Below are 21,462 nucleotides of genomic sequence, written 5' to 3' on the forward strand. Positions count from 1 at the left end.
GGGAGCGGGCTTGCTCGCGTAGAGGCCGGTGGCCTCAATGCATAATTTTCAGGATGTTCCCATGCTCCAATTGATCCTCGGCGGCGCCCGCTCCGGCAAAAGTCGCCTGGCGGAAACGCTCGCCACCGACAGCAACCTGTCAGTCACCTACATCGCCACCAGCCAGCCGCTGGACGGCGAAATGAATGACCGCGTCGCTCATCATCGCGCTCGTCGTCCTGCCCAATGGGCGCTCATCGAAGAACCGCTGGAACTGGCCCGTGTCCTGCGCGAAAACGCCAATGCCGAGCGTTGCCTGCTGGTCGATTGCCTGACCCTGTGGCTGACCAACCTGTTGATGCTCGATGACGTTGAGCGTCTCGTCGCTGAACGCGACGCCCTGCTCGAATGCCTGGCGTCCTTGCCGGGTGAAATCATTTTTGTCAGCAACGAGACCGGAATGGGTGTCGTGCCGCTGGGCGAATTGACTCGCCGCTACGTCGATGAAGCCGGTTGGCTGCATCAAGCTCTGGCTGAGCGCTGTCAGCGTGTCGTCCTGACCGTCGCCGGCCTGCCCCTGACCCTGAAAGGACCTGCCTTATGACCCAAGCCTGGTGGTTGAACCCGTGCAAACCGGTGAACGCCGATATCGTTGAACAAGCGGCAGCACGGCAACAGCAATTGACCAAACCAGCCGGCTCTCTGGGGCGGCTCGAGTCGGTGGCGGTGCAGTTGGCCGGTCTGCAAGGGCAGGTGAAGCCGACGCTTGAACAGGTCTGGATTGCAATTTTTGCCGGTGATCACGGTGTTGTGGCTGAAGGTGTGTCGGCATTTGCGCAGGAAGTGACCGGGCAGATGCTGCTCAACTTCGTCAGCGGCGGCGCGGCGATCAGCGTGCTGGCACGCACGCTCGGTGCACAACTGGAAGTGGTGGACCTGGGCACGGTAACGCCGACGCTGAATCTGCCGGGAGTGCGTCACTTGAATATCGGCGCAGGCACGGCGAATTTCGTTCAGGGTTCGGCGATGACTCAATCGCAAGGCGAGCTCGCGTTGCTGGCCGGTCGCGACAGCGTGTTGCGTGCCAAAGCGGCGGGTACGCAGTTGTTCATCGGTGGCGAAATGGGCATCGGTAATACCACCGCTGCCAGTGCGCTCGCCTGTGCTTTGCTCGATTGCCCGGTGGCGCACCTGACCGGCCCCGGCACCGGTTTGAATGCCGAAGGTGTCAGCCATAAAGCGCAAGTGATCGAGCGCGCATTGGCGTTGCACGCCGCGCAGCGTGGTGATGCGTTGCAGACACTGTTCAACCTTGGTGGTTTCGAGATTGCCGCGCTGGTCGGCGCGTATCTGGCCTGTGCGCAGGAAGGCGTAGCCGTGCTGGTCGACGGCTTTATCTGCACCGTCGCCGCGCTCGTCGCGGTGCGCTTGAATCCGGCCTGCCGCGAGTGGTTGCTGTTCGGACATCGCGGTGCCGAGCCGGGCCATCGCCATGTGCTGGAAACCCTGAGCGCCGAGCCGTTGCTGGAACTCGGCCTGCGCCTGGGCGAGGGCAGTGGCGCCGCGCTGGCGGTGCCACTGCTGCGTCTGGCCTGCGACCTGCATGCACAGATGGCGACGTTCGCTGAGGCGGCGGTGGCGGATCGTCCGGCATGACGTTGCGTCTGGATCTGCTGCGACACGGTGAGACCGAACTCGGTGGTGGCTTGCGCGGCAGTCTCGATGACGCGCTCACCGAAAAGGGCTGGGCGCAGATGCGTGCGGCTGTCGTCGCGGGCGGGCCGTGGGATCGTTTGGTCAGCTCGCCATTGCAGCGGTGCGCGCGGTTTGCCGCTGAACTCGGTGAACAACTGAATCTGCCGGTGCAACTGGACAAAGATCTGCAAGAACTGCATTTCGGCGCTTGGGAAGGGCAGAGCGCGGCGGCGCTGATGGAGACGGATGCCGAGGCGCTAGGGCTGTTCTGGGCTGACCCGTATGGGTTTACGCCACCGCAGGGCGAGCCGGTCAGTGATTTTTCTGCGCGGGTATTGGCGGCGGTGGCGCGGCTGCAAGCGGCGTATGCGGGTGAGCGGGTGCTGCTGATCAGCCATGGCGGCGTGATGCGCCTGTTGCTGGCGCAGGCGCGAGGATTGCCGCGTGAACAGTTGCTCAATGTTGAAGTCGGTCACGGCGCGCTCTTCTCGCTGACGGTCGAGGTTGACGGTTTGCTCAAGGAAGGTCACTGACATGCTGGCGCTGTGGATCGCCCTGCAATTTCTCAGCAGCCTGCCGATTCGTTTGCCGGGCATGCCTGAGCCGGAACAGCTTGGGCGTTCGCTGTTGTTTTATCCGCTGGTGGGGTTGCTGTTCGGCGTGATCCTTTGGGCGCTGAACCTGGCGCTGGCGGGTGCACCGTTGCTGCTGCACGCGGCGCTGTTGTTAACGGTTTGGGTGTTGCTCAGCGGTGCGTTGCACCTTGATGGTCTGGCCGACAGTGCCGATGCCTGGTTGGGTGGCTTTGGTGATCGCGAACGTACGTTAACGATCATGAAAGACCCGCGCAGCGGGCCGATCGCTGTGGTGACGCTGGTGCTGGTGTTGCTGCTGAAATTCGCGGCTTTGCTGGCGCTGATTGAGCAGCAGCAAGCGATGGCGTTGATCATCGCGCCGTTGCTTGGGCGGGCGGCGTTGCTCGGGCTGTTTCTGACCACCCCCTATGTGCGCGCCGGTGGCTTGGGGCAAGCGCTGGCCGATCATCTGCCGCGCAAGACGGGGTGGCGGGTGCTGGGGTTGAGCGCGGCGGCGTGTTTGCTGATCGCCGGATTCAAAGCGATGGTTGCTTTGGTTGTAGCGCTCGTTGTGTTTTTCTGGCTGCGGCAAGTGATGATGCGACGGCTGGGCGGGACGACCGGGGATACGGCGGGGGCGTTGCTTGAATTGCTGGAGATGGCGGTGTTGGTGGGGGTGGTCTTGGTCTGACGGATGGCTGGCTTATCACGCGCCACAAACCGTATTGATAAACTGATGTGTAACTTGATTTAACACAGTCACGGGTATATACACGCACCATGCTTCCTTCTCAGTGTTTGTGCACCAACCTGCGTCGCGCCGCGCGTGGCGTCAGCAGGCATTACGACGGCGCTCTCGACGGCTTCGGGATCAACGTTGCCCAGTATTCTTTGCTGTGCAATCTGCAGCGTCTGGAACAACCGAGCATCTCGGAACTGGCCGAAGCCATGGGCCTGGACCGCAGCACCCTGGGACGCAATGTGCGCGTGCTGGAGGGCGAGGGATTGGTCGCGCTGGCCGAAGGCGAGGACATGCGTAACCGCATCGTCCGGCTCACCGAGGCCGGTATACAGCGACTGGCAGCGGCATTGCCAGCCTGGGAAGCGGCGCAGCAGCGATTGATTGATCGTTTGGGCGCCGAGAAGCGTGAAACCTTGCTCAGATTGCTCGACGAACTGGCGTAGCGCCGGTTTTTTCGGGCTCAAGCGGGTATATACCCGCGAATGGAGAACAACAATGACATCGATGTGGCGTACGTGCGGTTGGGTGTTGCTGGGGAGTGCGCTGATCCTGGCGTTGTCATTGGGCATAAGACACGGTTTTGGCTTGTTCCTGTCGCCGATGAGTGCGCAGTTTGGCTGGGGGCGTGAGGTGTTCGCCTTTGCCATCGCCTTGCAGAACCTGATTTGGGGGCTCGCCCAGCCGTTCACCGGCGCACTGGCGGACCGCTTCGGCGCGGCGAAAGTGGTGCTGATCGGTGGCGTGCTCTACGCCGCGGGGCTGGTGTGCATGGCCCTGTCGGATTCGGCGTTGACGTTGTCCCTGAGTGCGGGCCTGTTGATTGGCATTGGCCTTTCTGGCACCTCGTTCTCGGTGATCCTGGGCGTCGTCGGTCGCGCGGTGCCCCCGCAGAAACGCAGCATGGGCATGGGCATTGCCAGCGCTGCCGGCTCCTTCGGCCAGTTCGCCATGTTGCCAGGCACGCTGGGTCTGATCGGCTGGCTCGGTTGGTCGGCTGCGCTGCTGGTGTTGGGTCTGTTGGTGGCGCTTATTGTGCCGCTGGTGAGCATGCTCAAAGACAACCCGCTCCCAGTACTCGGTCATGAACAGACGCTCTCGCAAGCCCTGCGTGAAGCCTGTTCGCACTCCGGATTCTGGCTGTTGGCCTTCGGCTTTTTCGTCTGTGGTTTTCAGGTGGTGTTTATCGGCGTGCATCTACCGGCCTATCTGGTTGATCAGCACTTGCCGGCCACGGTTGGCACCACGGTGCTGGCGCTGATCGGACTGTTCAATATCTTCGGCACCTACACCGCCGGTTGGCTCGGTGGCCGCATGTCCAAACCACGGTTGCTGACAGCGTTGTATTTGCTGCGAGCGGTGGTGATCGCGTTGTTCCTGTGGCTGCCGGTGACAACGACATCGGCGTATGTGTTTGGCATGGCCATGGGGTTTCTGTGGCTGTCGACGGTGCCGTTGACCAACGGTACGGTAGCGACCTTGTTCGGCGTGCGAAACCTGTCCATGCTTGGTGGCATCGTGTTTCTGTTCCATCAGCTTGGTGCGTTCCTCGGTGGCTGGCTGGGCGGGGTGGTGTATGACCGTACCGGGAGTTATGACTTGATCTGGCAAGTGGCGATACTTCTGAGCCTGTTGGCGGCGGCGTTGAACTGGCCGGTGCGCGAGCGTCCTGTCGCACGCCTGCAAACCAGTGCGGGCGCTGCATGAGTCGTTTGTGGTCACGAATTGCCCTCACCGCGCTCGGCGTCGCCTTGCTGGCGCTGGTGTGGTGGGGCTGGCATCAGGGCGGCCTGGCCTTGATGCAGTTGGGCACGAGTATTTGCTAGAAGCAGGCGTGGCGAGTAACGTCGACCTCTGACGACTGCTCAAGGAGGCTCGAAATGCTGATGCGCTGGTGTGCGGTTCCCGCGTTGCTGATGGCGTTGGCTGGCCTGGCCCAGGCCGCTGACTGTCCGGAATTGTTGCAAGGCTCATTGCCGAAATTGCGTGCCAAGGATTCCATTGATCTGTGCAAGCAGTACGCCGACAAACCGCTGGTGGTGATCAACACCGCCAGTTTCTGTGGTTTCGCGCCACAGTTCGAAGGCCTCGAGGCACTCAATCAGCGCTACAAGGCGCAAGGTCTGGAAATGCTCGGTGTGCCCTCCAACGACTTCAAACAGGAGTCCAGGGACAGCGCTGAGACTGCCAAGGTTTGCTATGCCAACTACGGCGTGACATTCGCCATGACCGAGCCGCAGAAGGTTCGGGGTGATGACGCCACGCATATGTTTCAGGTGTTGGCTGCGCAGAGCAGTGCGCCGAAGTGGAATTTCTACAAATACGTGGTGGATCGCCAGGGCAAAGTGATCGCCAATTTCTCCAGCCTGACCAAGCCGGATGATCCGGAGTTTCTCGCCGCGATCGAGAAAGCCATTGCCTCAAAGCCGCTGAAACCCTGATCTAAATGAAAAAGCCCCGCGCTCTTTACCGAGGCGGGGCTTTTTAGTGGGCGAGGGGTTAGCCTCGCCTGACAGCATCAGAAGCGGTAGGTTGCGCCGAGACCGAAACCGTTTGCCGAGTTTTCATACTTGGAGTTGTAGTTCTGGCCGCGATCGTTTTCGTTGCGGATCTTGACCGACTCTTCCTTCAGGTACGAATAAGCGACATCGATCGTCAGGTCTTCGGTCGGGCTCCAGCCAGCGCCGATGCTGAAGATCGTCCGGTCGCCGGTAGGAATGCGTGGCGAACGGTCGACGTTGTTGGTCGGCGACTGGTCGAACGTCAGGCCGGTACGCAGTACCCACTCCTTGTTCAACTGGTACGACGTGCCCACGGCGTAAGCCCAGGAGTCGTGCCAGTTCTGGTCTTCGGTGATTTCACCGAACTGACCGGCCAATGCAGGCTGTACGCCGGAGTTCTTGACGGTGATTTTTTCCAGTTGGCTCCAACGGGTCCAGGTGGAACCGGCATAGACGTTCCAGCGGTCGTTGATCGCTTGGGTGACCGAGAAGTCGATGGACTCAGGCGTGGTGATCTTCAGCGAAGCATCGTACTTCTGGCTGGCGCTAAGACCGGCCAGCGCCAGTGCGCCGTAGTTGACCTTGGTGTTGCCTTCAAGCTTGTAGTCGACTTTGGAGTGATACGTCAGACCCAGTCGGGTGGTGTCGGTGGCTTGTACCAGCACGCCGATGTTGTAGCCCAGTGCGGTGTCGTCGCCCTTGATCTTGACCTTGCCATCCGGCAGGGCCTGAGTGATCGACAGGTTGGATTCCAGTGTGCCGTCGATGCGGTTGATGGTCGGGCCGAAACCGATCGACACCTTGTCGTTGAAGGCGTAGCTGACAGTTGGCTGAAAGGTGATGACCTGTACTTCGGACTTGCTGCCGAAGTAACGACCGGCAAACCCTTTTTCATAGTCGGTAATCAGGCCGAACGGTACATAAACCCCCAGACCAAATGCCCAATGCTCATCGATCGGTTTGACGTAGAAGCCCATAGGTACGGAGGTGAAGGGCACCATGTCGCCTTTGTTGCTGCCGCCGTTAGGGCTGGAGCTACCGTCGCTGATATCGGTCTTGGCATCGAGGAATGCAACACCGCCAGTGACTTGTTCGCGCTTGAGGCGCGACATGCCGGCAGGGTTGCCATAAACAGTGCTTGCGTCGTCGGCAGAAGAAGATCGCCCGGCGTAACCCGTCCCCATCCCGCTAATGCTGTGTTCGTTGATGGCAAAGCCAGCGGCGAAAATCTGCGTGGATGCCATGGCAACGGCGAGGCTAAGGGTGGTTTTGAGCATTACTTTTTTCATTATTAGAACTCCTGGTGATCACCGGGGCGAAAATTACCAACATTTTCGTTCCGGCGCTATAGTCCGTATGCGTTGAGTTAGAGCGGTTTTGTAGGACAATCCGACCAGAATGACGACATGATGGGCGATCTTGAAAAACTGGTCAGTCAGCAAGCGACCTGATTCAGTGGTGAAACACAGGTTTGCCATGCATAAGTGAAGTCCCGCAGGCGACCCTGGGGCTGAAAAGTCTGACGCCAGATCCGCGCCATGCCGAGCAGATCATTGGGGGCGGGAAGGGTGGGGTTTTGTTCTTCCACCAGCAGCCAGGCGATGGCCGTGGCGTAACGCAGGTTGACGGTCAATTCCAGGTGCGGGCTGCTGAGAAAGGCATGCTGGCTGGCCAGTCCGCGAACCAGGCTGGCGCGTTCCGGATCGAGCGCCAGATAGTCATCCCAGAGTGCCTGATGGCGATGCTCGGCGATGCGGTAGAGGCCGTGGCCTCGGCGGTCATGCAGGGCGGACCCGAGGTCGGACTGGCTGGCTGCAATGCCCAGCAAAAGGGATTCGGCGGTTGCGCAATGGCGTCCCAGATAAATCAGCGTAGGACGGATCACGTAGCGACACAGTTCGCTGGCAGCGATACCCATAAAGCCCTCGGATCTTGTTATTGGGCGGCGATACCTGAAGGTGGCCTTGGCAGCGGTGGATCGACTCAGGCTCGCCGGAAGCGGATCACGCCGCTTGAGTTGAAGTGTAGTGTCATATTTGCGACGTAAAGGCCTGTTTTTAAAATATTTCCGGCAGTGAGTTATAACCGTTATATCCGATAGTGCTTAGGCGTCGAGGGTAAAAAATGAAACATCAGGCAATAAAAAGCCCTGCGTTTTAAGCAGGGCTTTTGCTTTTTGCAGCCTTTTCGGCTCTCAGGCAATCAGGGCCTGACGTGTACGATCGATCACGGCCTGCAGCGGTTCGGCGCTGGAGTATTGATCGGGGTACAGACGCTCGCTGTGGCGGGCGATCCCGTGTTCATTGACCACGGTGAAGCTGAAGCAGCCTTTGCGAGCGGCCATGATCAGGCAGTTCATTGGTGCAAAAGCGTTGGTTAGGGTGCGAATGGCATCCTGAGTATGAATTTGAGCAGACATAGTTATTAGGTGTTCCTACAAATGACACGGTTAAGAACCGTGCAACGTTAAAACGTTCCAGTAACGTCGACCACCATTGGTCGAACGAAGAACCCGACTGGAACAAAGCAGCCAGTTTGAAGCGCTATTAAGTTGGCGCGCTTGGGCTGGCAGGTAGGTACTTAGGAGGGCAGGCAACACATCAAGGACAAAGGTTCTGGGCCCGGGGTGAAGATCCTGATCAATTTGCAGGTTGGTTCGGTCAGAGTAAGTGGCCTTCGCAACACCCTTTGCATTCATTCAAAGGCTGTGTTGTCGCAAGATTTACCTGGAAACCATCGAGGCGTCGATCCCGCTTTTTTCGGTAGTGGCTTCTTGGAAGAAGGTTGACCGTGGGGATGTGTTCGACCGGAATTGACTTTCAGCTTGGTACTAACGCCGCGGATACTAACGGATCGAATTGGACAAAGCAAACCCTGCGTTGAAAAAGATTGCAGTAGCGAGCGGAGTTCGCGAAACGACCTCGCTGGGGCGCCCCGGATTGGCTCACATCTCGACCGTCGGTCGGCGAAGACATATCCGTGAAACGGCGCCTCAGAGGCCTTTATCGTTAGTCAGGGTGCCAAAACGAACCGAAAAAGCGCATTGATATAACCGGGTAACAGGCACTTGTGCACATTAGTTGCGCAAGCTGTAACGACGCTGTCACATCAATCCTGACTCCGGTGGCTGCCTGTATCGAAAGTTTAAGTCAATGAAAAACATCGCTTTTTTTTGTTGGTGAAAAAATCGTCAGTTTGACTGCGGGCCCCATTCCACAAGGCTTTGCGAGGGTTGGAGAGCGGTTGTCCACTGAGTTATCCACAGCTTCTGTGGATTGTCCCGAGCGCTTGCTCTAGCACGGGCGTGCCGGGTTGTTTTTCGACTTTACCTGTAAGAAAAAGAGAGTAAAGTGGCGCGCCTTCCGATCTGTCCCACAGTGCTTTATGAAGTTTCGCTCAGTACCAGACTCTGTTACGTCAGAACATCTCCGTGTTACCTCTCCCAAGCGATTTTCCGTGCGTGTGGCCGAATGGTTGCTCGACAGTCCGCGCCTGAGTGACAGCCATAACGCCAAACACTTGGCTGGCCGCCTGCTCAAGCAACCGGCGCGTGAAGGCGTGGTCGCCGCACAAAGTCGTCTCGGTCAGTTGATGTGCCGCGAGTGCGGTAATGCCCGGGACCGTCGCATTGGTCAGGATCTGCTGCGTCAGGCCGCCCGCGCCGGTGACCGTCGTGCGCAACAGGAACTTGGCCTCATCGAAGACTGAGCTGTCCAAGTTCTGACACCTTCGTTACCCTTCAGGCTTTATCGGATCGGCAGGAGTCGCTATGGCTATGGACTTGACCAGCGTATTGCTCGGTCTCGCAGGCGCTGGGCTGCCATTGTTGGCGTTGGCCTGGCAACTGCAACGCCGGGCGAGTACCGGACAAGCCGAGGTGGCCTTGCTCGAAGAGCGGCTGGCCATGGCGCAATTGGCGCAGGACGGGCTCAGCGCTCAGCTTGATGCCAGCCGCGACGAAGTCGCTGACCTCGGTCAGGCCAACGCGACCAAACAGGCCGATCTGGCGGCACTGCGCCGCGAAGTCGAACTGCTGCAAATCGAGCGCGATGACGCCCGTGACGCCTCCCATGCCTGGAACATCGAGCGTGCCAACAAAGAGGCTGAACTGCGCCGCCTCGACGCTCAGGCGGCTTCGCTGAATGCCGAACTGCGTGAGCAGCAGGAAAGCCATCAACAACGCCTCAACGACCTGCAAGGCTCGCGCGATGAGTTGCGTGCGCAGTTCGCCGAGCTGGCGGGCAAGATCTTCGATGAGCGTGAACAACGTTTCGCCGAAACCAGCCAGCAGCGTCTCGGCCAGTTGCTCGATCCGCTGAAGGAACGCATTCAATCCTTCGAAAAACGCGTGGAAGAAAGCTATCAGGCCGAGGCCCGTGAGCGTTTCTCGCTGGCCAAGGAGCTGGAGCGTCTGCAAGCGCTCAACCTGCGTTTGAGCGACGAGGCGACCAACCTGACCCGCGCCCTGAAAGGCCAGAAAACCCAAGGTAACTGGGGCGAGCTGATTCTTGAGCGCGTGCTGGAACACGCAGGTCTGGAAAAGGGCCGCGAATATCAGACCCAGGTCAATCTCAAAGGCCCGGACGGTGAGCGCTTCCAGCCCGACGTGATCATTTACCTGCCGGGCGACAAGCAAGTGGTGGTCGACTCCAAGGTCAGCCTCACGGCCTATCAACAATATGTGGCGGCGGATGACGACACGCTGGGGCAGGTGGCAATCAAGCAACATGTGCTGTCCCTGCGCAATCACGTCAAAGGCTTGGCCGGCAAGGATTACAAGCGCCTGGAGGGCTTGCACAGCCTGGATTTCGTCTTGCTGTTCGTGCCGATCGAAGCGGCGTTTTCCGCTGCATTGCAGGCTGAGCCCAGCCTGTTTCAAGACGCATTTGACCGCAATATCGTCATCGTCAGCCCGACCACGTTGCTGGCGACTCTGCGGGTGATCGACAGCCTGTGGAAGCAGGAACGCCAGAGCCAGAACGCCCGGGAAATCGCCGAGCGCGCCGGATGGCTGTACGACAAGTTCGTGCTGTTCATTCAGGATCTGGACGAAGTTGGCAATCGCCTGCAGCAATTGGACAAAGCCTACAGTTCGGCGCGTAACAAACTGACAGAAGGGCGCGGCAATCTGGTCAGTCGCAGTGAACAGCTCAAGCTGCTGGGCGCGCGGGCCAGCAAGAGCTTGCCGGCAGATTTGCTCGAGCGGGCGATGACGGATGTCGATGGGCTGGTCGAGCTACCCGAATAATCACCACAAGCCCGCGCCTGCAAGGGGCACCCCAACCCGGTGGGCGCGGGCTTGCTCGCGAAGGCATCAGTCGTTTCGCTGCAAACCCGAGATTTACAGCGGCAAATACCGACTCAGCAATGCCCGCAACGCCGCCGGCTTCACCGGTTTGGCCAGATAATCCAGGCCCGCCGCGTGTACCTGCGCGACCATCTCGGGGCGCCCATCGGCGCTGATCACCACGCCCGGTACCGGCTCGCCCAGAGTCGTGCGCAACCACGCCATCAGCTCCGTCCCGGTGTCGCCGTGATCAAGGTGATAGTCGACCAGCGCCAATTGCGGCCGCACCCCCTCGCTGAGCAGCGCGGCGCATTCCTCACGATTGCGCGCCGTCCACACTTGGCAGCCCCAGCGGCTCAACAAGCTGTTCATGCCGATCAGAATGCTGTCTTCGTTGTCGATGCACAGCACCTGCGCGCCGCTCGGCAACTTGCCATTGATCTCGGCAACGACGCCCACCGGTGTGGTTTGCGTGCGAGCCAACGGCACACTGACACTGAACACACTGCCGCGCCCCGGCCAAGAGCGCACCCGCAGCGTATGACCGAGCACGCGACACAAACCGTCGGCGATCGCCAACCCAAGGCCGAGGCCTTTTTCGGCGCGCGTCTGGTGGCTGTCAAGGCGTTTGAACTCCTCGAAAATAACGTGCTGCTTGTCTTCCGGAATACCAGGCCCGCGATCCCAGACCTCCAGACACAATTCCCCGACGCGTCGCCGCACACCCAGTAAAACCGGGCCTTTTGCGTAACGGTAAGCGTTGGTGAGGAAGTTCTGCAAAATTCGTCGCAGTAACTTGATGTCGCTGTCGATGCGCAACTGACTGCCGCGCACGCGGAACGTCAAACCTTGTTCCTGGGCCAGCGCCTTGAACTCCGCCCCCAGCGTGTCGAACAGTTCATTGACGGCAAACGGCTTGCGATCGGGATTGATCTTGCCGTTTTCCAGACGGGAAATGTCCAGCAGATCACTGATCAGGTCTTCAGCCGAGCGCAACGAACTGTCGAGGTGCTGCACCAGTTTCTGCGCCTCGCTGCTCAAGCCGTCGTCCTGATGGGAGAGGGCGGCAGAGAACAACCGTGCGGCGTTCAACGGCTGCATCAGGTCATGACTGACGGCGGCGAGGAAACGGGTTTTCGATTGGTTTGCCGCCTCGGCGGTGCCCTTTGCGTCGGTCAATGCGACGTTGAGTTGCGACAATTCCTGCGTCCGTTCGCTGACCCGTTGCTCCAATCCTTCATTGGCTTCGGTCAGAGCCTGCTCGGCTTCGCGGAATGCGGTGATGTCGGTGAAACTCATGACGAAACCGCCGCCGGGCATCGGGTTGCCGATCAACTCGATCACCCGACCATTGGGGAACAAGCGTTCAGAGGTGTGCGCTCGGCCCTGGCGCATCCAGTGCAGGCGTCGGGCAACATGCACTTGCGCTTCACCCGGGCCACACAAACCGCGCTCGGCGTTGTAGCGAATGATGTCGGCAATCGGCCGGCCGACGCTGATCAAGCCTTCCGGGTAGTTGAACAGTTCCAGATAACGACGGTTCCAGGCCACCAGTTTCAGTGACTGGTCGACCACGCTGATGCCTTGGGTGATGTTTTCAATCGCACCTTGCAGCAGCGCACGATTGAATTGCAGGACCTCGGAAGCTTCGTCAGCGATACGCACGACGTCCTCCAGTTGCATCTCCCGACCTTCGATAGCGGCTTTTACTACCGCGCGCGTCGAAGACGCGCCGAGTACGCCGGCCAGCAAGCGCTCGGTGTGGGCGATCCATTCGCCGTCAGCGTTCTGGTTCGGGTTGTAGCCTTTGCCCTGACGGTAAGCGAAACGAATGAAGCTCTGCCGTGCGCGTTCCTCCCCGACAAACCGCGCCGCCAGTTGCAGCAGGTCGTCAATTTGCACCGCCAGCATCGAGCGCGCACTCGGGCGGGCGCTGATTTCCTGGCCGATGAAACGCCCGGCCTGCCAGTGCTCCGACACCCGTGTGCGGGATAACACCGAGACCCACGCAAACAGGGTGAAGTTACCCGCCAGTGACAGCACTACGCCCTGAGTCAGGGGCGAGATCGGCAGGTTCAATGGGTTGCCGTGCAGCCACGCCAACCCCGGGAAACTGCTCAGCGACCAACCCAGGCTGTGGGCGGCAATGGGCAGAACCAGCGTGTAAAACCACAGGAACGTGCCGGCGGCGAGGCCGGCAAAGACGCCACGGCGGTTCGCCTGTTTCCAGTACAAGGCGCCGAGCATGGCCGGAGCGAGTTGGGTGACCGCGGCGAAAGCGATCTGGCCGATGGTCGCCAGGCTCGCCGTCGAGCCCAGCAAGCGATAGCTGACGTAAGCCAGCAGCAAGATCACCACGATGGTGACCCTGCGCACCGAGAGCATCCACTGACGGAACACTTCGAACGGGCGCTCGGCGTTTTTGCGCCGCAGCAACCACGGCAACAGCATGTCGTTGGAGACCATGGTCGACAGCGCCACACTGGCGACAATCACCATGCCGGTGGCTGCCGATGCGCCGCCGATAAATGCCAGTAACGCCAGTGCCGGATGGGCCTGCGCCAGTGGCAGGCTGATCACGAACGAGTCGGGCAGCACGTCGCTCGGTAGCAACATCTGACCGGCGAGGGCGATCGGGACGACAAACAGCGCGGCCAAGGCGAGGTACGCCGGGAAGACCCATTTGGCCAGGCGCAGATCCTGCGGATCAATGTTCTCGACCACCGTGACGTGGAACTGCCGGGGCAGGCAGATGATCGCCATCATCGCCACGCCGGTCTGCACCACCATCGAAGGCCAGTTAATGGTCTCTTTCCAGTATTGCTCAAGGCGCGGCGCGAGCATCGCCTGGTTGAACAGGTCGTCGAAACCGTCGTAGAGGCCGTAGGTCACGAAGGCACCGACAGCCAGAAACGCGAACAGCTTGACCAGCGATTCGAACGCAATGGCCAACACCATGCCACGGTGGTGTTCCGTGGCGTCGAGGTTGCGGGTGCCGAAGACGATAGTGAACAGCGCCAGCACCAGTGACACGATCAGCGCCGTGTCCTGGCCGCGAGTGCCCATGGCGTCGACGCCGGCGCCAATCAACAGGTTCACGCCCAGGACGATGCCTTTGAGTTGCAGGGCGATATAGGGCAGGACGCCAACCAGACAGATCAGCGCGACGACCACCGCCAGCGATTGTGATTTGCCGTAGCGCGCCGCGATGAAGTCAGCAATGGAGGTGATGTTCTCCTGTTTGCTGATCATTACCATTTTTTGCAGAACCCACGGTGCGCCCACTAACAGAAGGATCGGCCCCAGGTAAATCGGCAGGAATGCCCACAATTGTTCAGCGGCCTGGCCGACCGCGCCGAAGAATGTCCAGCTGGTGCAGTAAACCGCCAGCGACAGGCTGTACACCCAGGCCCGCATTCGCGGTGGCAACGGTGTGCTGCGACGGTCGCCGTAGAAGGCGATGGCGAACATGATGGCCATATAGGCCAGGGCAACGGCGGCGATCAGCCCGGTGGACAACGACATGCAACACTCCCGACAGAAGACTCCCCGGCACTCCTGCCCGGGCGGACAGTCTCGCATGAGTGTGGCGGTTAGTCAGTGTCGACCAAGGTCGTGGCGTGGCGGGGTGTCGCGGGGAGGGAACCGGGTGTTTTTCATGGTGACTGGGCTGGCTTCATCGCTGGCAAGCCAGCGACAGCATCAGTCCTGTTTCAGCGCAATATCGATCAACCGATGCAACTCTTCCACCTCAAGCGCCGACGCCGAAAACAGGATGCGAAACACCACGGGCGACACCACCAGATTGATCAGCCGATCAACGCTCGGTGCCGGCTCGTTAGGATGGCGCTCGATGATGGTCTGTAACTGCGCCCCGATAATCGTCACGCAATAGCCTGGCGTGGCGCTCGCCTGCACGTCGCGCATCATGTTGCGCCCAGGTTCGGAACTCATTTCATCGAGATACTGCTCGGCCCACGCGCGAATATCGCTGCGCAGGCTACCGGTTTCAGCCGGCGCGCTGTCGGGGCGCATGCGGGCGAGGGCAACGTCGGCCAGCAACGCTGCCAAATCCCCCCAGCGCCGATAAATCGTCGATGGCGTAACGCCGGCACGCGCCGCGATTTGCGGGACGGTCACGCTCGAGCGCTCCTGTTCTTGCAGGAGAGCGCGAACGGCCGAGTGAATCGACTCTTGCACCCGGGCGCTGCGACCGCCGGGGCGTAAACCTTCTTTAATAGCCATGCGGCAGACCTTAACACAAAGAATTTGCTTTAAGCGTTGAGCGGTAGCACACTCCGCAAAAGCAAAAAATTAGCTTTTGCGGAGTGTGCTCATGAATAGTCCTGTTTCCCATCGCTCGAACCTGTGGTTTCTGGCGATCACCTTACTCAGTTTTCTCGCCGCTTCCACTGCGCCGACACCGTTGTATCACCTGTATCAGGATCAGCTGCATTTCTCGGCCGCGGTGCTGACCCTGATTTTTGGTGTCTATGCCCTGAGTCTGCTGGCGGCGTTATTAACCGTCGGTTCGCTCTCCGATCACCTGGGGCGAAAACCAGTGATCTTCACGGCTGTGCTGCTCAATGCGTTGGCGATGTTGCTGTTCATTTATGCCGACAGCATCAGTGGGTTGATTGCAGCGCGGGTTCTGCAAGGCTTCGCCACTGGCATGGCCACCGCGGTTTTAAGCGCCACGTTGCTGGACACCGACCGCCAGCAAGGGCCGTTGATCAACAGCGTTGCACCGCTGCTCGGCATGGCATTGGGCGGCATGGGCTGTGGCTTGTTGGTCGAGTTCGCCCCAGAACCATTGCAACTGACGTATTGGCTGCTGTTCGCGCTGTTTGTGCTTCAGGCGCTGTATGTCTGGCGTCTGCCGGAAAGCGTAACGCCGCAAGCCGGGGCTTGGGCGTCATTGCGGCCAACCTTGCACGTCCCCGTTCAGGCACGTTCAACGTTATGGCGAGTATTGCCGCTGAACACTGCGACTTGGGCGCTCGGTGGTTTTTACGCATCCCTGGCACCGTCGCTGGTGCGCGCCGCCACCGGTTCCACTTCCAACCTGGTCGGCGGCGCCACCGTGGCGGCATTGACCGTGACCGGCGCACTGATGATCTTCACCCTGCGCAGTCGCAGCGCCAAACGAGCCTTGCAGTTGGGCGCGAGTCTGCTGCCGATGGGGCTGGTGCTGATTCTGCTTGGCGTTCACAGCGCCAGTCTGTCGCTGTTTTTCCTCGGCACGCTGGTGGCAGGCTGCGGCTTTGGCGCCGGGTTCCTCGGCGCCGTGCGCAGTCTGGTGCCACAGGCCTTGGCTCATGAGCGCGCCGGGTTGATGTCGGCGTACTACACGCTGAGTTATCTGGCGTTCTGCCTGCCAGCGTTGCTCGCCGGCTACCTGGCGCGCCGCTTTGGATTGCTCGCGACCACCGATGGCTACGGTGTGGTGCTGATCGTATTGGCGCTAGGCGCTTTGTTGCTCAGTCTGCGTGCTCAACCGGTCAAGGTGTGCAACGCTCCATAACCGCCGCGGTTTCGGTTAGCCTTGCCCGGCCATTCTTCTCACGGATCGACTCATGAAGATTATTCGCAGCAAAACCTTCACCGCCGACCGAGCCTGGGGGGCGCTGGACATCGCCAACATGAACGGCATCACCACACGCCTGCACTGGACCGATCAGCCCTATAAATGGCACGTCAACGATGGTGAGGAAGTGTTCGTGGTGCTCGATGGGCAAGTGGAGATGCGCTATCGCGAGCAGGGCGAAGAAAAACAGGTGCAACTCAACGTTGGCGACATCTTCTACGCCTCGGTTGGCACCGAACATGTCGCCCATCCGCAAGGCGCGGCGCGGATTCTGGTGATCGAGAGCGAAGGTAGCGTTTGACTGCTTATTTGTAAAATAGATAACAGTTATAGATATTACCCGTTATATAGATATTCGATTCGGTTCTACCATGGACTCAACCTCACCCGAGGACAGGAGTTCACGATGACTTGCCCCAACAGCACCAAACCCGGCATCAAGCCGTTCAATCAACTTCAGCATCCGCGTGAAGTGATCCGTCAATTCACCCCGAACTGGTTCGCCGCGACCATGGGCACCGGCGTGCTGGCGTTGGCGCTGGCGCAATTGCCGTTGACCCTTCCCGGGATGCACGCTGTGGCCGAAGGGTTGTGGTTGTTCAACATCCTGTTGTTCGCATTGTTTACCGCTGCTTACGCCGCCCGCTGGATGCTGTTTTTCGACGAGGCACGGCGGATTTTCGGCCATTCCACCGTGTCGATGTTCTTCGGCACCATTCCCATGGGGCTGGCGACGATCATCAACGGCTTCCTGGTGTTCGGTCTGCCGCGCTGGGGCGATGGGGTGATTCAGCTAGCTGAAGTGCTGTGGTGGGTTGATGTGGCGATGTCGCTGGCCTGCGGCGTGTTGATCCCGTACATGATGTTCACGCGCCAGGAACACAGCATTGATCAGATGACCGCCGTTTGGCTGTTGCCCGTCGTGGCTGCCGAAGTCGCGGCGGCCAGCGGTGGTTTGCTCGCCCCGCACCTGACCGATGCCCACTCGCAACTGGTGGTGTTGACCACAAGTTACGTGCTTTGGGCATTTTCCCTACCGGTAGCGTTCAGCATTCTGACCATCCTGCTGCTGCGTATGGCCCTGCACAAACTGCCTCACGAAAACATGGCAGCGTCGAGCTGGCTGGCACTCGGGCCTATCGGCACCGGGGCGTTGGGCATGTTGCTGCTGGGCGCTGATGCGCCGGCGATCTTCGCGGCCAACGGTCTGCCAGGCATCGGTGAAATCGCTGCGGGCCTGGGGCTGGTGGCGGGGATCACTTTGTGGGGCTTTGGCTTGTGGTGGATGTTGATGGCGTTGCTGATCACCGTTCGCTATCTGCGTGACGGCATCCCGTTCAACCTCGGCTGGTGGGGATTCACCTTCCCGTTGGGCGTGTATTCGCTGGCAACCTTGAAACTGGCGAGCACGCTCAACCTGACATTTTTCAGTATTTTCGGCACGGTGTTGGTTACTTTGCTGGCGGTGATGTGGCTGATTGTCGGCAAGCGAACCCTGCAAGGCGCCTGGCGCGGCGAGCTGTTTGTCTCGCCGTGCATTGCAGGTTTGAAGAAATAACCTGAAAAGTTTAGGTAAGGTGTGGCCTGGATCGCGGTTCGAGATTCCAATAAACAGTATCCAGGCCTCCCTCTACAAAAACAGGTACACACGGAAGATGAGCCACCCCTCACAGTTCAACCTGCTGCGCACCCGGCGCTTCTTGCCGTTTTTCATCACGCAGTCGCTCGGTGCGTTCAACGACAACGTGTTCAAGCAGTCGTTGATCCTCGCCATTCTTTATCGGCTGACCATCGAAGGTGACCGCTCCATCTGGGTCAACCTGTGCGCGCTGCTGTTTATCCTGCCGTTCTTCCTGTTCTCGGCGCTGGCCGGACAGTTCGGTGAGAAGTTCGCCAAGGACGCGCTGATCCGTCTGATCAAACTGGCGGAAATCGCCATCATGGCGGTGGGATCGGTCGGCTTCCTCTTCGATCACCTGTCACTGATGCTGGTCGCGCTGTTCGCCATGGGCACGCATTCGGCGTTGTTCGGGCCGGTGAAGTATTCGATCCTGCCGCAGGCGTTGCATGAGGATGAACTGGTGGGTGGCAACGGGCTGGTGGAGATGGGCACGTTCCTGGCCATCCTCGCCGGCACTATCGGTGCCGGGGTCATCATGTCTTCCACGCATTACGCGCCACTGGTGTCGATCGCCATCGTTGGCATCGCGGTGCTGGGCTATCTGGCCAGCCGCAACATTCCCCGTGCGGCGGCTGCATCGCCGCAAATGCGCTTGAACTGGAACATCTTCAGCCAGTCCTGGGCGACCTTGAAACTGGGTTTGGGTCAGACGCCAGCGGTGTCGCGTTCGATTGTCGGCAACTCGTGGTTCTGGTTCGTCGGGGCGATTTACCTGACGCAAATCCCGGCCTACGCCAAGGAGTGGATGCACGGCGATGAGACCGTGGTTACGCTGATTCTTACGGTGTTCTCGGTCGGTATCGCCCTCGGCTCGATGCTTTGTGAAAAGCTTTCCGGGCGTAAGGTCGAGATAGGTTTGGTACCGTTTGGCTCGTTCGGCCTGACTGTGTTTGGCCTGCTGCTGTGGTGGCATTCCGGCGGAATTCCACAGAGCGTCACCGGCCATAGCTGGACCGAAGTGCTCGGCTTCGCACACACCTGGGCAGTGTTGATCGACATTCTCGGCCTTGGCGTTTTCGGTGGTTTCTACATCGTGCCGCTGTACGCACTGATTCAGTCGCGCACCGCCGAGAACGAGCGGGCGCGGGTGATCGCGGCCAACAACATTCTCAACGCACTGTTTATGGTGGTCTCGGCGATTGTCTCGATCGTGTTGTTGAGCGTGGTCAAACTGTCGATACCGCAACTGTTCCTGGTGGTGTCGCTGCTGAATATCGGCGTCAACGCCTACATCTTCAAGATCGTTCCCGAGTTCAGCATGCGCTTCATGATCTGGCTGCTCAGCCATTCCATGTACCGCGTCGAGCATCGCCATCTGGAAGCGATCCCGGATGAGGGCGCGGCGCTGCTGGTGTGCAACCACGTTTCGTTTGTCGACGCCTTGCTGATTGGTGGCGCGGTGCGTCGGCCGATTCGCTTTGTCATGTACTACAAGATCTACAACTTGCCGGTGCTGAACTTTATCTTTCGCACGGCGGGGACAATTCCGATTGCCGGACGCAACGAAGACATTCAGATCTACGAAAAGGCCTTCAGCCGAATAGCCCAGTATCTGAAGGATGGTGAGCTGGTGTGTATCTTTCCGGAAGGCAAGTTGACGGCCGATGGCGAGATCAACGAGTTCAAGGGCGGGTTGACGCGGATTCTGGAGGAAACACCGGTGCCAGTGATTCCGCTGGCATTGCAGGGGTTGTGGGGGAGTTTCTTCAGCCGCGATCCGAACAAGGGCGTGTTCCGCCGGTTGTGGTCGCGGGTGACGTTGGTGGCCGGACCGGCGGTGGCTATGGAAGCCGCGCAGCCGGCGAAATTGCAGGAGTTGGTGGGGGCGTTGCGCGGGACAATCAGATAGTCGCTGAATTCAAGGGCCCCTTCGCGAGCAAGCCCGCTCCCTCAGTTGACCGTATTCCTCTGGCAGAACGCGGCTGAATATGGGAGCGGGCTTGCTCGCGAAAGCGGTAGTGGCCTAAGCGCTGACCTTGAGGCCAATCAATCCGGTAATGATCAATGCCACACTGGCCAACCGAATCAGCGCCATCGACTCGCCAAACAAAATGATCCCGGCAATCACCGTGCCCACGGCGCCAACGCCGGTCCAGATCGCATAAGCGGTGCCCAGCGGCAACTCCTTCATCGCAAGGCCCAGCAGGCCAAGGCTGATGGCCATGGCCGCAACGGTCAGTACGGTGGGGAGCGGGCGGGTGAAGCCGTCAGTGTATTTCAGGCCGACGGCCCAGCCGACTTCGAACAGGCCGGCGCAAAACAGAATGATCCAGGACATGAAAGACCTCCATCGATTGATGGGGTCGTCCCCGGATTAATGACTCGATCGAGCCGCAGGGTCGTCCCCGCGTTGCGAAATAGTCTGACGAGCATTAACCCCGGGATCAAGTTTTGAAATCAGTCCGCTGTTTGTCGTGACAGCATTTGACGGTCTTCTTTCTCACTCATTCGCCGGAAGTATGTCGAAAGCAGTGCCCCGGAAATGTTGTGCCAAACGCTGAACAGTGCGCTCGGCACTGCCGCCAATGGCGAGAAATGTGCACTGGCCAGCGCGGCGCCCAAACCGGAGTTCTGCATCCCGACTTCCAGTGCCAGTGATTTGCGCTGGGCCAACGGCAACTTGAACAGGCGCCCGGTGAAGTAACCCAGCAAGTAGCCGAAGCTGTTGTGCAGCATCACCACGGCCATGATCAGCAGGCCGGATTCGGCAATCTTCGCCTGACTGGCCGCCACCACAGCGGTGACGATGATAACGATGCTGACCACCGACACCAGAGGCAATACATCGACCGCGTGGCGAACCTTATCGCCGAGCAAACGTTGAGCAACGACGCCGAGGATGATCGGCAGCAGCACCACTTGCAGGATCGACCAGAACAGCTCCATGAACGACACCGGCAACCACGCCGAGGCCAGCAGCCAGATCAGTGCCGGGGTCAGCAGCGGGGCGAGGAGGGTGGTGACGGCTGCGATGGCCACCGACAGCGCCAAGTCGCCGCGGGCCAGCCAGGTCATCACGTTGGAGGAGGTGCCGCTGGGGCAGCAGCCAACCAGAATCACACCGACAGCAATTTCTGGCGGTAGGTGAAACGCTTGGCACAACAACCACGCCACGCCCGGCATGATCACGAAATGCGCGACCACGCCCAGCGCCACACGCCATGGGTGGCGGGCAACGGCGGCGAAGTCGTCGAGTTTGAGGGTCAGGCCCATGCCGAACATCACCAGTCCGAGCAACGGCACGATGGCGCCTTTGAGGCCAAGGAACCATGCCGGTTGCAGGAATGCCGCGACGGCGAAAATCAGAACCCAGTAAGCGAAGGTGTTGCCGACAAAGCGGCTGAGTGCAGCCAGTGCGCGCATGGCCCGATCCTTATTATTAGTCACACCACAAAACCAATTGTGGGAGCGGGCTTGC

21 protein-coding genes are annotated in these 21,462 nt (G+C 59.8%); 14 read left to right on the forward strand and 7 right to left on the reverse strand.

Annotated elements, in window-relative coordinates; genetic code table 11:
* Window positions 1-61 precede the first annotated feature (61 nt).
* The 8 genes from cobU to AACY11_RS13425 all read left to right on the forward strand — a co-directional run bounded on the left by cobU (window position 62) and on the right by AACY11_RS13425 (window position 5,429).
* Window positions 62-583, forward strand: coding sequence for a bifunctional adenosylcobinamide kinase/adenosylcobinamide-phosphate guanylyltransferase (cobU, locus tag AACY11_RS13390; protein ID WP_339433694.1), 522 nt, complete (start codon window positions 62-64; stop codon window positions 581-583).
* Entirely contained in the window at window positions 580-1,635 is a 1,056-nt protein-coding gene (cobT, locus tag AACY11_RS13395; RefSeq protein WP_339494956.1) for a nicotinate-nucleotide--dimethylbenzimidazole phosphoribosyltransferase, read from the forward strand. Before cobU ends, cobT begins: the two co-directional genes overlap by 4 nt.
* Window positions 1,632-2,207: an alpha-ribazole phosphatase family protein gene (gene cobC, locus AACY11_RS13400; protein ID WP_339466651.1), complete on the forward strand. Its 576-nt coding sequence runs from the start codon at window positions 1,632-1,634 to the stop codon at window positions 2,205-2,207. Before cobT ends, cobC begins: the two co-directional genes overlap by 4 nt.
* A 1-nt stretch (window position 2,208) precedes the next feature.
* Window positions 2,209-2,940 carry an adenosylcobinamide-GDP ribazoletransferase gene (locus AACY11_RS13405; protein WP_339433691.1) on the forward strand — a complete coding sequence of 244 codons (732 nt, stop codon included), beginning with the start codon at window positions 2,209-2,211 and terminating at the stop codon, window positions 2,938-2,940.
* 89 nt (window positions 2,941-3,029) lie between these two features.
* Window positions 3,030-3,434, forward strand: a complete 405-nt coding sequence (locus AACY11_RS13410) for a MarR family winged helix-turn-helix transcriptional regulator (protein WP_339433690.1) — start codon at window positions 3,030-3,032, stop codon at window positions 3,432-3,434.
* A 52-nt stretch (window positions 3,435-3,486) separates the two neighbouring features.
* Complete coding sequence (locus AACY11_RS13415; protein ID WP_339433689.1) at window positions 3,487-4,695, forward strand: MFS transporter; 1,209 nt, start codon at window positions 3,487-3,489, stop codon at window positions 4,693-4,695.
* Window positions 4,692-4,814 (forward strand): hypothetical protein, encoded by a 123-nt coding sequence (locus tag AACY11_RS13420; RefSeq protein ID WP_339433688.1) that lies wholly within the window; start codon window positions 4,692-4,694, stop codon window positions 4,812-4,814. Before AACY11_RS13415 ends, AACY11_RS13420 begins: the two co-directional genes overlap by 4 nt.
* A 54-nt stretch (window positions 4,815-4,868) precedes the next feature.
* Entirely contained in the window at window positions 4,869-5,429 is a 561-nt protein-coding gene (locus AACY11_RS13425) for a glutathione peroxidase (RefSeq protein ID WP_339433687.1), read from the forward strand.
* Between the two features lie 77 nt (window positions 5,430-5,506).
* On the opposite strand, the gene AACY11_RS13430 is transcribed toward AACY11_RS13425, so the two are convergent.
* From AACY11_RS13430 to AACY11_RS13440, 3 genes are all read right to left on the reverse strand, one after another.
* Window positions 5,507-6,778, reverse strand: a complete 1,272-nt coding sequence (locus tag AACY11_RS13430; protein WP_339494958.1) for an OmpP1/FadL family transporter — start codon at window positions 6,776-6,778, stop codon at window positions 5,507-5,509.
* Between the two features lie 146 nt (window positions 6,779-6,924).
* Window positions 6,925-7,407 (reverse strand): hypothetical protein, encoded by a 483-nt coding sequence (locus tag AACY11_RS13435; protein ID WP_221732210.1) that lies wholly within the window; start codon window positions 7,405-7,407, stop codon window positions 6,925-6,927.
* A 276-nt stretch (window positions 7,408-7,683) separates the two neighbouring features.
* Window positions 7,684-7,908 (reverse strand): hypothetical protein, encoded by a 225-nt coding sequence (locus AACY11_RS13440; RefSeq protein WP_221732211.1) that lies wholly within the window; start codon window positions 7,906-7,908, stop codon window positions 7,684-7,686.
* Between the two features lie 965 nt (window positions 7,909-8,873).
* Here AACY11_RS13440 and AACY11_RS13445 point away from each other — a divergent pair.
* Together AACY11_RS13445 and rmuC are read left to right on the forward strand one after the other, a co-directional pair.
* Window positions 8,874-9,197, forward strand: coding sequence for a sel1 repeat family protein (locus tag AACY11_RS13445; RefSeq protein WP_339494959.1), 324 nt, complete (start codon window positions 8,874-8,876; stop codon window positions 9,195-9,197).
* Between the two features lie 175 nt (window positions 9,198-9,372).
* Window positions 9,373-10,737 carry a DNA recombination protein RmuC gene (gene rmuC / locus AACY11_RS13450; protein ID WP_339433723.1) on the forward strand — a complete coding sequence of 455 codons (1,365 nt, stop codon included), beginning with the start codon at window positions 9,373-9,375 and terminating at the stop codon, window positions 10,735-10,737.
* Window positions 10,738-10,830: 93 nt separating this feature from the next.
* On the opposite strand, the gene AACY11_RS13455 is transcribed toward rmuC, so the two are convergent.
* Window positions 10,831-14,301 carry a hybrid sensor histidine kinase/response regulator gene (locus AACY11_RS13455; protein WP_339466727.1) on the reverse strand — a complete coding sequence of 1,157 codons (3,471 nt, stop codon included), beginning with the start codon at window positions 14,299-14,301 and terminating at the stop codon, window positions 10,831-10,833.
* A 177-nt stretch (window positions 14,302-14,478) separates the two neighbouring features.
* Window positions 14,479-15,021: a TetR/AcrR family transcriptional regulator gene (locus AACY11_RS13460; RefSeq protein WP_339494961.1), complete on the reverse strand. Its 543-nt coding sequence runs from the start codon at window positions 15,019-15,021 to the stop codon at window positions 14,479-14,481.
* Between the two features lie 91 nt (window positions 15,022-15,112).
* On the opposite strand from AACY11_RS13460, the gene AACY11_RS13465 reads away from it, so the two are divergent.
* The 4 genes from AACY11_RS13465 to AACY11_RS13480 all read left to right on the forward strand — a co-directional run bounded on the left by AACY11_RS13465 (window position 15,113) and on the right by AACY11_RS13480 (window position 19,893).
* Window positions 15,113-16,300 (forward strand): MFS transporter, encoded by a 1,188-nt coding sequence (locus AACY11_RS13465; RefSeq protein WP_339433682.1) that lies wholly within the window; start codon window positions 15,113-15,115, stop codon window positions 16,298-16,300.
* A 52-nt stretch (window positions 16,301-16,352) separates the two neighbouring features.
* Window positions 16,353-16,664: a cupin domain-containing protein gene (locus AACY11_RS13470; protein WP_339433681.1), complete on the forward strand. Its 312-nt coding sequence runs from the start codon at window positions 16,353-16,355 to the stop codon at window positions 16,662-16,664.
* A 105-nt stretch (window positions 16,665-16,769) separates the two neighbouring features.
* Window positions 16,770-17,921: a TDT family transporter gene (locus tag AACY11_RS13475; RefSeq protein ID WP_339494963.1), complete on the forward strand. Its 1,152-nt coding sequence runs from the start codon at window positions 16,770-16,772 to the stop codon at window positions 17,919-17,921.
* Between the two features lie 97 nt (window positions 17,922-18,018).
* Entirely contained in the window at window positions 18,019-19,893 is a 1,875-nt protein-coding gene (locus AACY11_RS13480; protein WP_339494964.1) for an MFS transporter, read from the forward strand.
* 114 nt (window positions 19,894-20,007) lie between these two features.
* Here AACY11_RS13480 and sugE read toward each other — a convergent pair whose 3' ends face one another.
* Entirely contained in the window at window positions 20,008-20,322 is a 315-nt protein-coding gene (gene sugE, locus AACY11_RS13485) for a quaternary ammonium compound efflux SMR transporter SugE (RefSeq protein ID WP_126361504.1), read from the reverse strand.
* A 119-nt stretch (window positions 20,323-20,441) separates the two neighbouring features.
* Entirely contained in the window at window positions 20,442-21,407 is a 966-nt protein-coding gene (locus AACY11_RS13490) for a bile acid:sodium symporter family protein (protein ID WP_339466730.1), read from the reverse strand.
* Window positions 21,408-21,462: the final 55 nt, after the last annotated feature.

It is taken from the genome of Pseudomonas sp. RA_105y_Pfl2_P56, assembly GCF_963970845.1.
GTDB lineage: Bacteria > Pseudomonadota > Gammaproteobacteria > Pseudomonadales > Pseudomonadaceae > Aquipseudomonas > Aquipseudomonas baetica_A.

Bases quoted from the DNA above. Each gene is read 5' to 3' on its own strand.
- cobU (WP_339433694.1), top strand. From the start codon at position 62: ATGCTCCAATTGATCCTCGGCGGCGCCCGCTCCGGCAAAAGTCGCCTG.
- cobT (WP_339494956.1), top strand. From the start codon at position 580: ATGACCCAAGCCTGGTGGTTGAACCCGTGCAAACCGGTGAACGCCGAT.
- cobC (WP_339466651.1), top strand. From the start codon at position 1,632: ATGACGTTGCGTCTGGATCTGCTGCGACACGGTGAGACCGAACTCGGT.
- AACY11_RS13405 (WP_339433691.1), top strand. From the start codon at position 2,209: ATGCTGGCGCTGTGGATCGCCCTGCAATTTCTCAGCAGCCTGCCGATT.
- AACY11_RS13410 (WP_339433690.1), top strand. From the start codon at position 3,030: ATGCTTCCTTCTCAGTGTTTGTGCACCAACCTGCGTCGCGCCGCGCGT.
- AACY11_RS13415 (WP_339433689.1), top strand. From the start codon at position 3,487: ATGACATCGATGTGGCGTACGTGCGGTTGGGTGTTGCTGGGGAGTGCG.
- AACY11_RS13420 (WP_339433688.1), top strand. From the start codon at position 4,692: ATGAGTCGTTTGTGGTCACGAATTGCCCTCACCGCGCTCGGCGTCGCC.
- AACY11_RS13425 (WP_339433687.1), top strand. From the start codon at position 4,869: ATGCTGATGCGCTGGTGTGCGGTTCCCGCGTTGCTGATGGCGTTGGCT.
- AACY11_RS13430 (WP_339494958.1), bottom strand. From the start codon at position 6,778: ATGAAAAAAGTAATGCTCAAAACCACCCTTAGCCTCGCCGTTGCCATG.
- AACY11_RS13435 (WP_221732210.1), bottom strand. From the start codon at position 7,407: ATGGGTATCGCTGCCAGCGAACTGTGTCGCTACGTGATCCGTCCTACG.
- AACY11_RS13440 (WP_221732211.1), bottom strand. From the start codon at position 7,908: ATGTCTGCTCAAATTCATACTCAGGATGCCATTCGCACCCTAACCAAC.
- AACY11_RS13445 (WP_339494959.1), top strand. From the start codon at position 8,874: ATGAAGTTTCGCTCAGTACCAGACTCTGTTACGTCAGAACATCTCCGT.
- AACY11_RS13455 (WP_339466727.1), bottom strand. From the start codon at position 14,301: ATGTCGTTGTCCACCGGGCTGATCGCCGCCGTTGCCCTGGCCTATATG.
- AACY11_RS13460 (WP_339494961.1), bottom strand. From the start codon at position 15,021: ATGGCTATTAAAGAAGGTTTACGCCCCGGCGGTCGCAGCGCCCGGGTG.
- AACY11_RS13465 (WP_339433682.1), top strand. From the start codon at position 15,113: ATGAATAGTCCTGTTTCCCATCGCTCGAACCTGTGGTTTCTGGCGATC.
- AACY11_RS13470 (WP_339433681.1), top strand. From the start codon at position 16,353: ATGAAGATTATTCGCAGCAAAACCTTCACCGCCGACCGAGCCTGGGGG.
- AACY11_RS13475 (WP_339494963.1), top strand. From the start codon at position 16,770: ATGACTTGCCCCAACAGCACCAAACCCGGCATCAAGCCGTTCAATCAA.
- AACY11_RS13480 (WP_339494964.1), top strand. From the start codon at position 18,019: ATGAGCCACCCCTCACAGTTCAACCTGCTGCGCACCCGGCGCTTCTTG.
- sugE (WP_126361504.1), bottom strand. From the start codon at position 20,322: ATGTCCTGGATCATTCTGTTTTGCGCCGGCCTGTTCGAAGTCGGCTGG.
- AACY11_RS13490 (WP_339466730.1), bottom strand. From the start codon at position 21,407: ATGCGCGCACTGGCTGCACTCAGCCGCTTTGTCGGCAACACCTTCGCT.